This window comes from Kutzneria buriramensis, from assembly GCF_003387475.1.
Lineage (GTDB): Bacteria > Actinomycetota > Actinomycetes > Mycobacteriales > Pseudonocardiaceae > Kutzneria > Kutzneria buriramensis.
This window is the reverse complement of the sequence record NZ_QUNO01000024.1, coordinates 84,821-96,899: the sequence shown is the minus strand read 5'-3', so window position 1 is coordinate 96,899 and position 12,079 is coordinate 84,821. Positions and strand designations below refer to the sequence as shown.

Below are 12,079 nucleotides of genomic sequence, written 5' to 3'. Positions count from 1 at the left end.
GGGCGTTGAGCTTGCCCATCGCCCTCGCCACGTGCGTGCGGACGGTCGCCGCGCTGGTGCTGGCCGCCATCGCCGACGGGGCCACCGGGCTACGACGGCCAGGCCCGCCGGCAACGTGAACACGGTTGGCGGGGCCGCCACCGCCCTCATCGCCGGGGTGGCGAGCATGGTGCTCTATCGCGTCAGGCCGACCGTCAGCAGCGGTCGGTAGTGCCCGGCAGGCAGCGGTTCGCCGATGGGTTGGCCGTCGACCTCGACCCAGGCATGCGCGGAGAACGGATTCGTGCGCACGCCGGTGCACCAGGTCGGCCACGTTCCCCAGGCCCGACACAGCAGGGCAACGGCGATGGAGCGTTGCAGGCAACCCTGCCCGGCGCAGCGCAGGCTGACAGACACGACAGCTTCGCGAGCGCGGGCAGCCTGCTCCGCGGTGGCGGGTCGAGCGCCGCGGCTGGTGAACTCCAGCAGCCGGCGGATTCGAATCGGCCGCCGGCCCATCAACACCCGGGCGACCGCAACGGCCAGCAAGGGCAGGATGCGGCGGTGCGGGGGCAGCGGGACGGGCCGCGACAGGGCGGCGGGAAGGCTCACGACGCGGGCTCCACCAGGCCGGCGGTCCGCAAGCTGTCGAGCAGACCGGTGACGTCCCGACGCGCGCGTTCGGGCTCGATGGCGTGCCGATCCGCGAGATCGGCGGCGATGCGGTCGACGTCGCGCCCGTCGAGCACGGCGTTGAGGATGCCGGCCCCGGTGGCGTTGAGCTGCCAGTACCGGCCGGTGTGCTGGTGCAGCAGCACGGCGCCGTCGTCGGTCTCGGTGTGGGCGACGTCAGGATGCAGTCGTAGCACGGGAACCCTCCGGACTCGTGGGGCGGATGGCGGCACGCAGCCAGTTCTCGCACCCGATCAGGTCTTCCACCGCGAACACCGGGCGGAAATCGGCGTACGGGGCGTACAGGCCGGCGATCACGCGGTCGCGGTCGATCAGACCCCGCGCCGCCAGCGCGGAATCGGCGAACAGATCGGCGATGGCATCACGGTGTTCACGCAGGCCGGCCCGCACGTCCTGGCTGAACACGCCCTTGGTGGCACGGGTGCGAATCTGTTCCGGCAGCACGCCGTGCATGGCCTCGGCCAGCAATGGCTTGTACCGGTACGGGGTTGCGCGTTCCGGCAGTCGCACCGCCAGCGCCGCTTCGATCACGCGATCGTCGAAGAACGGCATCTCCAGGGCGACACCGGCGTCGTCGAACAACCGCGCCAGCTGCCGATACGCCGCGGCGCCCCGCCGCAGCGTGACCAGGTACTGGTGCTGACCGAGGTCGGCGTCCAACGGCTCGGCCGTCTCGGCGTGCCGGCGCAACACCTCGCGAGCCGTGGCGACCGCGTCGCCGCTGGCCCACTCGGACGCGCGCACCGCCCCCAATCCCCAGTCCAGCGGGGGAAATCGCGCCGGCGGCGGTGGCCCCGTCAACTGCTCGGCCTGCGCCGCCCACCAGCCTGACGCCGTGCCGGGCCGGAGCAGCGCCGCCAGCGTCGGCCGTAACGTCCAGCGGTGCAGGGCAAGTTGCCCTCGCACGTGCTTGATCGCAGTCGGCGGCCGGCGGCGCAGCAGTCGGGACAGATAACCGGGCAGGTCTCCGAACAGTTCGTCACCACCGTGTCCAGCCAGGTGCCGGGTGACGCCGTTGTCGGCGAGCACCGCGGCGCTGCGGCGGATGCGATCCGCCGTGCGCATGAACGGATAGGGCTGCTCGGCGTCGACTGTCGCTGCCGGCTCGGCGAAGCACGCCGGCAGCTCGGATTGGGGCACCACCAGATGATTGGCCGCGGTCAGCTGCTCGGCGGCCACCGCGCTGAAGACGGCGTCGTCGTTGGCCGCCTCGGCCTCGGCCCAGCGGAACGTCAGCAGCTCGGGTCGTTGCCGCGCGGCCAGGAAGCACAGGGACGTGGAATCCAGCCCACCGGACAGGTCACTGCCCAGCGTGTCGCACTGCCGCACGCGCACGGCCTCGGCCAACGCCTCGCGAACCCGCACGGCGCCCTCGCGCAGGCCGACGCCCGGCGTCGGCGGACGCCACCAGCGAACCTGCCGAACCCGATCGGCCTGGAGCACCAGGTAGTGATCCGGCGGCAGCGCGGAAACCCCACGCCACAACGGGCGCTCGCCCAGCGACGGCGGCAACAAGCCGCACACCGTCCGAACCGTAAGCATTTCCTCGTCCACCGGCGCGCCGAACACGTCGGCTCGGTCGGCCGCGACCGGCACTCCGTCGACCATGGCGTGAAAGACCCGACGCAGTCCGGTGGCCGAACCCTGCACGCGGACTTCGCCGTTCACCGACGCCACGAGGTGGAACGCGCCCGACAACCGGCACGCCAGCCGATCGGCGTCGGCCACCGTTCGCAGCTCGCCCGCCCACTTCGCCAGCTCGGCCTCGGTCACCGGGCAGACCCCAAGCACCGCAACCGAAGCCGTCCCGGCGGTGGCCACCACGCAGTCGTCCGGCGACCACCGCCCGAGCAGCCAGGGACGACCCGACGCGTGCGGCACCACCCGCACGTCGCTTCGCACGTGCCTGCCGGACACGGCGGCCGCGGCCGCCGTGTCCGGCAGGACCATCAACGCAAACTGCATGCTCAGAAACGCATGTGAGCGACGCCGTCCGGGAAGAGGGCACGAACGGGGCCGAGGGTGTCCTCGCCGAACTCGCCCACCTCCAGCAGCGCCGGCGGCTCGTACGGCTCCGGCTTGACCTGCTCGTTCATCACGCACCATCCCTGGTGTTGCGCCGATCCACAGAGGCGTGGACCGGTCGCCGACGACACTAGGGAGCACGATTTTCCGTCCGATATCGAAACCTTAACGATCCTCATGTCGACGGCCGTCGGGGTGCGGCATCACCGCACCAGCAGCGCCGGCCTGGTGGCCAGCGCGACCAGGTACTCGAGCGGCCCGCGGCCGACCAGGCGCTTCCACAGTGCCGCGGCGACGGTCGTCACCACGATGAAGCCGATCAGGACCGTCAGCGACGGGCCGGGGAGCTCCTTGACGCCCAACGCGCCGATCGCCAGCACGTGGCCGACGTACGCCGTCAACGACATCGTGCCGACGGCGATCACCGGCAGCAGCAGCCACCGAATCCTGCTCACGGCCGCGATTGCCAGCGGCACAACGGTGATCGCCACCCCGAGCGCGCCGACGATCTCGAATGGCGTGCCGCTGTGCGGGAACGCCACCAGCAGCGCGGCGGGCGACTCGGTGGTGACGGCTCCGCTCTCACTGTTCAACTGCTGCAACGCATCCGGAGACCCCGCCAGCAGCGCCTCACGACCGCCGAAGACCTCCAACGCCAGCCACGAGCCGCCGTATCCGAGTAGCCCCAACGCGGGGCCGAGCAGCGCCAGTCGCCTGAGGACGGTGGGCGACCCCAGATCGAGCCGCCCCAATGCCATGCCGGCGATGACGAACGGCATCCATGTGATCGCCGGATACGTGCCGGTGAGCAGGAGGCCGACGATCCCGTCCGGCGCGCCGAAGTCGACGACCGACCGGACCCAGAACGAGGCCAGCGGACCGACGACCGCGAGCCCGGCCGCGACAGCAGCCAGCGTCCGGGCCCGCAACCGGATCAGCGGCAACGCCAACAGGAAGTACACGCCGTAGTAAGCGATGATCACGTCGACCGGCGTGTCGAGCATCGTCAACGCCATGCCCAGCGCCACCAGAACGACCGCACGAATCACGATACGGACAACCGCCTGCCGGCCCTGCACGCCCACCTCGGGCTGCTGCCGTCCGGTCGTCAGCGCGAGCGACACCCCGGCCAGCATGGCGAACAGCGCCGAGGACCGGCCGTGCGTGAACTGCATCACCGCGCCGGTGATCCCCGCCTCCACCGCGGGATCCGGGCCGACATGGGCGGCGAACATGCCGAACACGGCGAGTCCCCGGGCGAAGTCGATGCCGGCAAGTCGGGCGGTCGGGGGTGGAAACTCGGGCTGCGACACGTGATCAGCCTCGTCGGACGGTCGGCGGCGGCGCATCCGCCGGGTGACCGCGGATTCCAGCCGACCGGCCGGAAAGTCGACTGCCGCTCACCGAACGGCGCGTCCCCGCGTGGGAGACGCGCCGTCGGCCTGAGCGGCTCACACCCCCAGGTTGATGCCCTCCGTGCCGGCGCTGACCCGGCCGACGGCCTCCACGTCGTCGCCGTGCCCGGAGGCGATGAAGTGCCCGATGTCGATCTGCGCCCCGTTGTGGTTCGCGACGCACAGCTGCGCCCCGCCGCCGGCCGGCGCCGCGGAAGCCACCGCCGGGGCGACCAGGCCCAGTCCCAGCGCGGCGAGCACCGCCGCGGTCCCTGTGGCCACCGATGAACGCATGCGTTTTCTCCTCGTACCGGTACTTCGCGAATCGACAGGCACCGACTTCAGGAGCGGCGCTCGCGTCCGGGCGGCGTCACAGGGCGCCGCGGACGGCACCTGGGGAAAACCCTCGACAGCGCTCAGGAGCCGATCAGCGTCCAGTACGCGTTGACCTCGGCCCAGTTCGTCCACCCGCTGGCGACGCTCTGTGTGTAGCCCATGTGGCCGCCGCTGCCGAGCGCGAAGACCGTGCTCTGCTTGGTGTCCGGGTCATAGATCGCGGCCGGGTCGCCGGAGAAGTTCGCCCAGTACGCGTTCGCCTGCGCCCAGTTCGACCAGCTGGCGCCGTCGTTGGCGCTGCGCGTGGCGCCGATCCGGCCGTCCGCGCCCCGCGCGAGCAGGGAGATCGTCTTCGTGCTGGCGTCGTACACCGGACGCGGGTCGCCGGAGAAGTTGGCCCAGTACGCGTTCACCTCGGCCCAACTCGACCAGCTCGCGCCGCCGTTGCCGCTCTGCGTGTAGCCGATCTTCCCGTCGCCGCCCCGCGCGAACACCGTCAGCTTCTTGGCGTCGGGATCGTAGACCACGTGCGGGTCACCGGCGAAGTTCGCCCAGTAGGCGTTGACCTCGGCCCAGTTCGACCAGCTGGCGCCGTCATTGGCGCTCTGGGTGTAGCCGATCCTGCCGTCCCCGCCCCGCGCGAACACCGTCAGCTTCTTGGTGTCCGGGTCATAGATGGCGTGCGGATCGCCGGAGAAGTTGGCCCAGTACGCGTTCACCTGCGCCCAGTTCGACCAGCTCGCGCCGGCGTTGCCGCTCTGGGTGTAGCCGATCCTGCCGTCCCCGCCTCGCGCGAACACCGTGACCTTCTTGGTGTCCGGGTTGTAGACGGCCGACGCGTCGCCCTTGAAGCCGCTCCAATACGCGTTCACCTGCGCCCAGTTCGACCAGCTGGCGCCGTTGTTGGTGCTGGTGCTGATGCCCATGGCGCCGTCGGACTGGCCGCGGGCGAAGAGCATCGTCATCTTGGCGTCCGCGTCGTACACCGCGTCCGGTGTGCCCTGAAGCTGCCAGTACGCGTTGGCCTCGGCCCAGTTGCTCCAGCTGGCGCCGCCGTTCGTGCTCCTGGTGAGGCCGAGGTGGCCGCCGGCGCCGAGACCGAACAGGGTCATCGTCTTCGTCGCCGGGGCGTACACCGACCAGCTGCTGTCCGACGTCGCGGCGCCGCTGGTGGGTGGTGGCGGCGGCGGGGTGGTGGAGGCGCCGGAGCTGACGTAGCCGAGCACCCACATCTCGTAGCTCTGGCCCGGGAACAGATGGTTGTTGGGATTCCAGGCGGCGCCGTTGCCCTCGTCGGCCTGCACCTTGCTGGTCGACCACCACGGATTGCCGCCGCCGTCCTCGTCACCGCCGACGTCGGACAGCAGGCCGTTGCTGTAATCGGTCACGATGGCGATGTGCGAGCCCGAGGTCGGGTACGTGTTGTCGCCGAAGATCACCGCGTCACCGGGCTGCGGCACGTAGCCGCTGCCGAGCGCGTGGTACGCGGAGGTGTTCTTCCAACTGGGCACCGAGGCGGGGCTGGCGGCCGGCACGGGCACGCCGGCCTGCTGCCACACCCAGGACACGAAGTCGCCGCACCAGAACTCGCCCGCGCCGTTGTCGGCCGTGCAACTGTTGTCGAAGCCCCGGCCGCCGGCGCTGTTCGTGCTGCAATACCCCTTGCCGAGGTTGGCGTCGGCGATGTTCACGATCTGGCTGCCGGTGGCGGCCGATGCGGCGTGCGCGCCGACACCCACCAGGGCGACGCCGCTGAGCGCGGCCGCGGTCAGGCCGGCCAGGAGCCGGCGGTTGTGTGCGGAGGGCATGGTTGTTCTCCCGAATCGTCGTCACGGTGTGGCCTTCGCCGCCACCGTGTCGCGATCCACTGGAACAACCCGGAAATTCGACTGCAGGCCCGCTGCAAGGCATTCGGGCAAGGCTTGTCCAGGCTCGGTCGGCCCACCGACGCAGACGGTGATCGGTCCGGTGACCGTGTGCCTCAGCTGAGGCCGGGTCTCCGCGACGGGCCGCACCGAGCCTGGACAGCCCCTCCTACTCGCCCGCCAGCAGCCGGGCCAGCTCGAGCCGCTTGATCTTCGTGGTGGCGGTCTGCGGCAGGTCCGCCATCTTCCACTGCACCGGATCGGCCATCTTGGGCAGCGTGGCCACGGCCGAACTCCACGCCGCCCGGTCCAGGTCGTCGTCGTTACGGGTGCAGACCACCGGCACCGGGCACCCGTTCTGGTCCGGCACGATGATCACCTCCACCAGCTCGGGCAGCCGCTCGAACAGCTTGTCCTCGATCTCCAGCGTGCTGTCGATGCCGGGGATCTCGTCGACCTCGCGGTCGAGCAGGTGCAGGCAGCCCCACTTCGTCCGGTAGCCCACGTCGCCCATGCGCCACCAGCCGTCGTGGACCTGCTTCTCCCAGCGCTCGCGCTCGCCGAGGTAGGTGATGATCCGGCCGTCGCTCTTGACCTCGATGTAGCCCGGGGTCTCCTTCGTCGGCGGCCGGCCGTCGCGGCTGACCACGCGGACGCCGGTCATGCCCGGGAAGGGCACGCCGACGCACCGGCCGTTCTGCATGCCGTGCTTCTTGTACGCGCGGCCGGCGATCGGGCCGACCTCGCTCTGGCCGTACATCTGGATGAACAGCGGCGCCCTGCGGCGGGAACCGCTCAGCAGGCGGCGCACCGTCCGCGGGTGGATGGCGTCGAAGGTGCTGCTGAAGTACTTCACCTGCCCCAGCGGCTCCCGCGGGTCGTCCACGAGCTCTTCCCACCGCATGAACGAGTTCGGATGCGCCTCGATCAGGCCGGGCGGCGCCTGCGCGAACAGGTCCCCCACGCTCGCGGGCTCGTCGTCGGCGAGGACGATGATCGAGTGCCCCTGGAGGATGGAGATGGGCATGGCGGTGAACATCCGGGAGTGCACGAACGAGACGTGGATCGCCACCGACTCCCGCCTGCCGACGAACGAGGCGACGGTGCCCTGCGGGCGGTAGCGGGCCTCGAACGTCGCTCCAGTGTGGACGGCCAGCTTCGGGATGCCGGTGGTGCCGGACGTGTGCGTGACCAACGTCGGGTGGCTGGGCGGCATGTGCACCGCGGCGACCCGCGGCGCGCCGGCCAGCGACGCGAGGTCGGTGGCCATCGGGTGGCTGCCCGACGTCAGCAGCACCTGCTTGGACAGGTCGAACACCGAGGCCGGCAGGTCGTTGTCGAGCTTGGCCTGGTCGGTGATCAGGTACGGCATGTTCACCCGGCGCACCAGCTCGGCGACGGTGGCGCCGTCGAGCTTGGACGACAGCAGCACCGGGATGGCGCCGAGCCGGGCGATGACGCAGGCGAGCAGGGTGATGTCGAAGGCGTCGGTCTTGTGCACCACCACGTGGTCCCCGGTGCGGACGCCGGCCGCCCACAGCCGCGAGGCGAAGTCGTCGACCAGGTCCGCGACCTGCACGAGCGTCAGACGGCGGCCCAGCTCCGGCGCGATGTCCAGGTCGTGGTCCAGGATCACGAAATTGGTCGGAAACCGGGACGCTGCCCGCTCGAAGAGCGTGCCGAGCCGGATTCCCTTGTTCCCGATGCGCTGTAGAAACATCTGTTCACCTCTCCGGCCGGGTCACCCCTGCTCGATTACGTCCTTGATTCGCTTCAGCGTCTGCGCGATGTCCTGCTCGAGCTTGTCCGTCCATTCCACGACGAACCGCTCGCGGGCCGCCTCGTCCAGCTCGGCGGTGATCTTGTGGATGCCGAGCGTGGCCCGCCCCATCCGGAAGTGGTGCGTCAGCACGCTGCCCTCGTCGGCGGCGTCGATGTCGAAGCCCCACACGCTTTCCTGGTTGACGCCGGTGTGGGTGCGCATGGCCCAGCGGAAGGTGCGCCCCGGCTCGGCGGCGACGATCTCGGCCTCGGTGAACCAGGTGCCGCGGACCAGCGGCGCCCAGCCGACGACGTCGTCGCGGCGGTGGTTCTCACCGCGGAACACCGAACCGACCGCCGCCGGCTCGCCGGACGTCCAGGTCCCGCCCATGCATTCCGGGCTCCACTCGGCGCTGCGCGTCAGGTCGCTGACGACCGCGTAGACCTCAGCCGCGGTGGCCGACACGGGAATCTCGGCACGCAGGTCGAACAGCGGCGTACTGTCGATGACTGATTGGCCCATGGGTCAGACCTTGCTGGCTCCCGGCCGCCGGTCAAAGGCTGTCGCGCGGGATTCGTCAGGTCCGCGCCGGACTTGACGTACGTCGTGTTCCCGGCTGGCCGCTCGCGGGCCGGATGGGAAGAATCCGCCGATATGCGTGCAGCATTCATCGACAGGCTCGGACCGCCGGAGGAGATCCACTACGGCGAGTTGCCGGTGCCGGAGCCCGGACCGGGCGGCGTGCTGATCGATGTCGCCGTCACCACCGTCAACCACGTGGACACGTTCGTGCGCTCCGGCGCATGGCGGACTCCGCTCACTTTCCCGTTCGTGATCGGCCGCGACCTGGTCGGCACCGTCGCCGCGGTCGGCCCGAACGTCGCCGGCTTCGGTGTCGGCGATCCCGTGTGGTGCAACAGCCTCGGCCATGCCGGCCGGCAGGGGGCCGCGGCCGACCTCGCCGTGGTGCCGGCCGACCGGCTGTACCACTTGCCGGACGGCGTGAGCGCGGCCGACGCGGTCGCGACGGCGCATCCGGCCGCGACCGCGTACCTCGCCTTGTTCACCCACGGCCGGGTCCGGGCCGGGGAGACGGTTGTCGTCGCCGGCGCGGGCGGAAACGTGGGCAGCGCGGCGGTTGTCATGGCCGCGAACGCCGGCGCCCGGGTGATCGCGACGGCCAGCGCGAAGGACGCGGAACACTGCCGCGCGCTGGGCGCCGCCGAGGTCATCGACTACCGGGATCCCGAGCTGTCACAACGAATTCAGGCGGCCAGCCCGGGCGGTGTCAACGCCTACGTCGACACCGCGGGCGAGAACGACCTGACGAGAGCGGTCGATCTGCTCGCCAAGCGGGGACGGGTCGTGGTGCTCGCCGGCATGCGGACGCGGCCGGTCCTGCCGGTCGGGCCGCTGTACCTCAAGGACTGCTCGGTCGTCGGGTTCGCCATCTCGCAGGCGACCACCGCCGAGCTGGCCGAGGCGGCCGGCACGATCAACAACCTGCTCGCCGGCGGGACACTGCGTCCGCGGACCGTGGAGACAGTGCCGCTGAGTGCCGCGGCGGAGGCACACCAGCGGGTGGAGCGTGACGGCCTGCACGGCAAGCGCCTGATACTTCGTACCGACAGGGCGCTGTGAAAGATTGATGGGCACCATCCGCGGATGGTGCCCATCATGCTGTCCGGGTTCAGCCGGCCAGCAGTGCCACGATGGCCGGCCCGAACGCCGCGCCGAGCAGGTAGCACAGGGTGAACAGGCCGATCGCGGCCGATCGCCGCTCGTCGGGCACGGCCGCTGTCGCCCGAACCGCGAACACGCCCTGGCCGGATGCGGCCGTGAGGGCCGATATCCCCGGTGCCACGAGGAGAACCACGGGGTTGACGCTCGTGAGGCCGAGCAGCGCCGCCGTGACGCCCGCGGCGATGAAACCGGTGAGCACGACGCCCATGCGCAGCCGCGCCGTGGCCGTCACGACAACCCAGGACACCGTGCCGCCCAACAACAACGGCCACAGCATGGCGATCCCGATCTGGCTGGCCGACCACCCGGCGTGCTTGGCCAGCTGGATCGGGACACCGTAGAACATGCCGAAGTTGACGACGGCGAGGGCGAACGCCAGTCCCGAGGAGATCAGGAACCGGGGCGTGCGAAGCAGAACCGTCGGCACGAACCCGTTGGGACGCATGCGAAGGTGGAAGCCGAGCAGCACTCCGAAGGCGACCACGCAAGCGCCAGCCACGACCGGCCACTGTGGAACGAATACCAGCGCCGTGACCACTGCGGTCAGCAGCACTGCGCCCCTGCCGTCGAACCCCTCGCGAGCGGTAGGAGCCGTTGGGGCAAAACGCAGACAGGCCGGCACGGCGAGCAGGCTCACCCCGGGCAGCGCCAAAGTCGCCTGCCACGACACGGCATCGCTGAGCAGCGACCCGACCAGCGGTGCGGTCGCGCCGAACACCGCCAGCGCCGCCGTGACGAGTCCCATGACGCGCGGCGACTTGGCCAGGTTCATGGCGATCGCCGTCAGGCCGGCGGAGCCGAGACCCTGGATCACCCCGGCGGCGGCCAGCACCGGCAGGGAGGGCACGGCAACGGCCAGCACCACCCCGAGCAGGACCAGCCCGGCGCTGGTGGTCAGCGCGGCGCGTACGCCGCGATGACCGATCAGCCCGGCCAGCAACGGTGTGCCGACGGCGATGCCGAGGCCGAAGCCGGTGACGATCCAGGTAGCCGCGGCCACCGACACCCCGAGGTCACCAGCCACACGGGACAGAATCAGGGCGGGAGCGGCGATGCCGAACGACAGGGGTCCGGCCAGCAGCGCGAGCCACGGGGCGCTCGGCGCGCGGCTGACAGTTTCTTCCCGCGGTGCGGTGGCGGCGGTCATCACGACTCCAATGTGGGGTAGTCGGTGTAGCCCCGGTGGTCCCCGCCGTAGTACGTGTCGGGGTCGGCCGCGTTGAACGGGCCGCCGGCCCGGATCCGCGCCGGCAGGTCGGGGTTGGCCAGCCAGAGCGTGGCGAGGCTGACCGCGTCGGCCAGCCCCGCGCGCAGGACGTCGGCGGCGGCATCGCCGCTGGCCGGGCGCTCCTCCCGCGTGCGGTGCGGGTTGAGGATCAGCGGCCCGGGCCACGTAGCCCGCATCACCTCGGTCAGGTCCCGGTTGTTCACCTCGACCAGGTGCAGGTACGCCAGGCCGAGCGGGGCGAGCGCGCGAGCCAGCGCGGGGTAGAGCACGTCGGTGTCGGTCTCGTCGATGCCGTTGTAGCTGATGGCGGGCGAGATCCGGATGCCGGTCCGGTCGGGTCCGATCGCGTCGCTCACGGCCTGCGCGACCTCGACTGCGAACCGGATCCGGTTCTCGACCGAGCCGCCGTAGGCGTCGGTGCGGGTGTTCGAATTCGTCGACAGGAACTGGTGGATCAGGAATCCGCTGGCACCGTGCAGCTCCACGCCGTCGAAGCCGGCCTCCATCGCGTTGCGCGCGGCGGACACGAAGTCCTCCACGGCCTGGATGATGTCCGCGAGCGTCATCGCCCGAGGCGTGGGGTGGTCCAGCATGCCGTCGGGGGTGTACATCCGCGCCCCGGACGCGATCGCCGACGGCGCCAGCGGCAGCGCGCCGTCCGGATACAGGCTGGGGTGGGCGAGCCGGCCGGCGTGCATGAGCTGCACGAAGATCCGGCCGCCGCGCTCGTGCACGGCGTCGGTCACCCGGCGCCACGCCGCGACCTGCTGCGGCGAGTGCAGGCCGGGGGTGTTGATGTCGCCCTGCCCGATCACGCAGGGCTGCGTGCCCTCGGTGATGATCAGGCCCGCGCCGGCGCGTTGTGAGTAGTACTCCGCCGTCAGCTCCCCGACCACCCCGCCGTACGCGCGGCTGCGGGTCATCGGCGCCATCACCAGGCGGTTGGGCAGGTCCAGTTTGCCGAGCCGCAGCGGCTCGAAGATGTCGTTCACAGCATCCTCCCCAGGTGGACGTGCCACCACGGTAGGAAGTGGGCACCGGGGCCCGAATCGGT

The 12,079-nt window shown here is 71.0% G+C and carries 12 protein-coding genes; 1 reads left to right on the top strand and 11 read right to left on the bottom strand.

What is annotated here, in order from left to right; all coding sequences use genetic code 11:
* Positions 1 to 174: 174 nt before the first annotated feature.
* The 9 genes from BCF44_RS47700 to BCF44_RS47660 form a co-directional block, all read right to left on the bottom strand.
* A complete protein-coding gene (locus BCF44_RS47700; protein WP_116181198.1) occupies positions 175 to 591 on the bottom strand; it encodes a lasso peptide biosynthesis B2 protein in 417 nt (138 codons plus the stop codon).
* A complete protein-coding gene (locus tag BCF44_RS47695) occupies positions 588 to 848 on the bottom strand; it encodes a lasso peptide biosynthesis PqqD family chaperone (RefSeq protein WP_116181197.1) in 261 nt (86 codons plus the stop codon). Before BCF44_RS47695 ends, BCF44_RS47700 begins: the two co-directional genes overlap by 4 nt.
* Positions 829 to 2,637: an asparagine synthase-related protein gene (locus BCF44_RS47690; RefSeq protein WP_116181196.1), complete on the bottom strand. Its 1,809-nt coding sequence runs from the start codon at positions 2,635 to 2,637 to the stop codon at positions 829 to 831. Before BCF44_RS47690 ends, BCF44_RS47695 begins: the two co-directional genes overlap by 20 nt.
* Before the next feature lie 2 nt (positions 2,638 to 2,639).
* Complete coding sequence (locus BCF44_RS47685) at positions 2,640 to 2,768, bottom strand: lasso RiPP family leader peptide-containing protein (RefSeq protein WP_116181195.1); 129 nt, start codon at positions 2,766 to 2,768, stop codon at positions 2,640 to 2,642.
* A 132-nt stretch (positions 2,769 to 2,900) separates the two neighbouring features.
* On the bottom strand, positions 2,901 to 4,010 hold the full coding sequence (locus BCF44_RS47680) for a heparan-alpha-glucosaminide N-acetyltransferase domain-containing protein (RefSeq protein WP_246016236.1): 1,110 nt from the start codon (positions 4,008 to 4,010) through the stop codon (positions 2,901 to 2,903).
* A gap of 138 nt (positions 4,011 to 4,148) precedes the next feature.
* Complete coding sequence (locus tag BCF44_RS47675) at positions 4,149 to 4,385, bottom strand: hypothetical protein (RefSeq protein ID WP_116181193.1); 237 nt, start codon at positions 4,383 to 4,385, stop codon at positions 4,149 to 4,151.
* Positions 4,386 to 4,507: 122 nt separating this feature from the next.
* Positions 4,508 to 6,235 carry a DUF8189 domain-containing protein gene (locus BCF44_RS47670; RefSeq protein WP_116181192.1) on the bottom strand — a complete coding sequence of 576 codons (1,728 nt, stop codon included), beginning with the start codon at positions 6,233 to 6,235 and terminating at the stop codon, positions 4,508 to 4,510.
* Positions 6,236 to 6,461: 226 nt separating this feature from the next.
* The gene (locus BCF44_RS47665) at positions 6,462 to 8,012 is read right to left on the bottom strand and encodes an AMP-binding protein (protein WP_116181191.1); all 1,551 of its coding nucleotides are present in this window, start codon (positions 8,010 to 8,012) and stop codon (positions 6,462 to 6,464) included.
* Between the two features lie 21 nt (positions 8,013 to 8,033).
* The gene (locus BCF44_RS47660; RefSeq protein ID WP_116181190.1) at positions 8,034 to 8,576 is read right to left on the bottom strand and encodes an SRPBCC family protein; all 543 of its coding nucleotides are present in this window, start codon (positions 8,574 to 8,576) and stop codon (positions 8,034 to 8,036) included.
* A gap of 132 nt (positions 8,577 to 8,708) precedes the next feature.
* Here BCF44_RS47660 and BCF44_RS47655 point away from each other — a divergent pair, with 132 nt between their 5' ends.
* Positions 8,709 to 9,695: an NADPH:quinone reductase gene (locus BCF44_RS47655; RefSeq protein ID WP_116181189.1), complete on the top strand. Its 987-nt coding sequence runs from the start codon at positions 8,709 to 8,711 to the stop codon at positions 9,693 to 9,695.
* Positions 9,696 to 9,744: 49 nt separating this feature from the next.
* On the opposite strand, the gene BCF44_RS47650 is transcribed toward BCF44_RS47655, so the two are convergent.
* Positions 9,745 to 10,944 (bottom strand): MFS transporter, encoded by a 1,200-nt coding sequence (locus BCF44_RS47650; protein ID WP_116181188.1) that lies wholly within the window; start codon positions 10,942 to 10,944, stop codon positions 9,745 to 9,747.
* Entirely contained in the window at positions 10,944 to 12,017 is a 1,074-nt protein-coding gene (locus BCF44_RS47645; RefSeq protein WP_116181187.1) for an alkene reductase, read from the bottom strand. Before BCF44_RS47645 ends, BCF44_RS47650 begins: the two co-directional genes overlap by 1 nt.
* Positions 12,018 to 12,079 lie beyond the last annotated feature (62 nt).

Excerpts from the sequence above, each read along its gene's own strand:
- BCF44_RS47690 (WP_116181196.1), bottom strand. The coding sequence starts at position 2,637 with ATGCAGTTTGCGTTGATGGTCCTGCCGGACACGGCGGCCGCGGCCGCC.
- BCF44_RS47685 (WP_116181195.1), bottom strand. The coding sequence starts at position 2,768 with ATGAACGAGCAGGTCAAGCCGGAGCCGTACGAGCCGCCGGCGCTGCTG.
- BCF44_RS47675 (WP_116181193.1), bottom strand. The coding sequence starts at position 4,385 with ATGCGTTCATCGGTGGCCACAGGGACCGCGGCGGTGCTCGCCGCGCTG.
- BCF44_RS47670 (WP_116181192.1), bottom strand. The coding sequence starts at position 6,235 with ATGCCCTCCGCACACAACCGCCGGCTCCTGGCCGGCCTGACCGCGGCC.
- BCF44_RS47665 (WP_116181191.1), bottom strand. The coding sequence starts at position 8,012 with ATGTTTCTACAGCGCATCGGGAACAAGGGAATCCGGCTCGGCACGCTC.
- BCF44_RS47660 (WP_116181190.1), bottom strand. The coding sequence starts at position 8,576 with ATGGGCCAATCAGTCATCGACAGTACGCCGCTGTTCGACCTGCGTGCC.
- BCF44_RS47655 (WP_116181189.1), top strand. The coding sequence starts at position 8,709 with ATGCGTGCAGCATTCATCGACAGGCTCGGACCGCCGGAGGAGATCCAC.
- BCF44_RS47650 (WP_116181188.1), bottom strand. The coding sequence starts at position 10,944 with ATGACCGCCGCCACCGCACCGCGGGAAGAAACTGTCAGCCGCGCGCCG.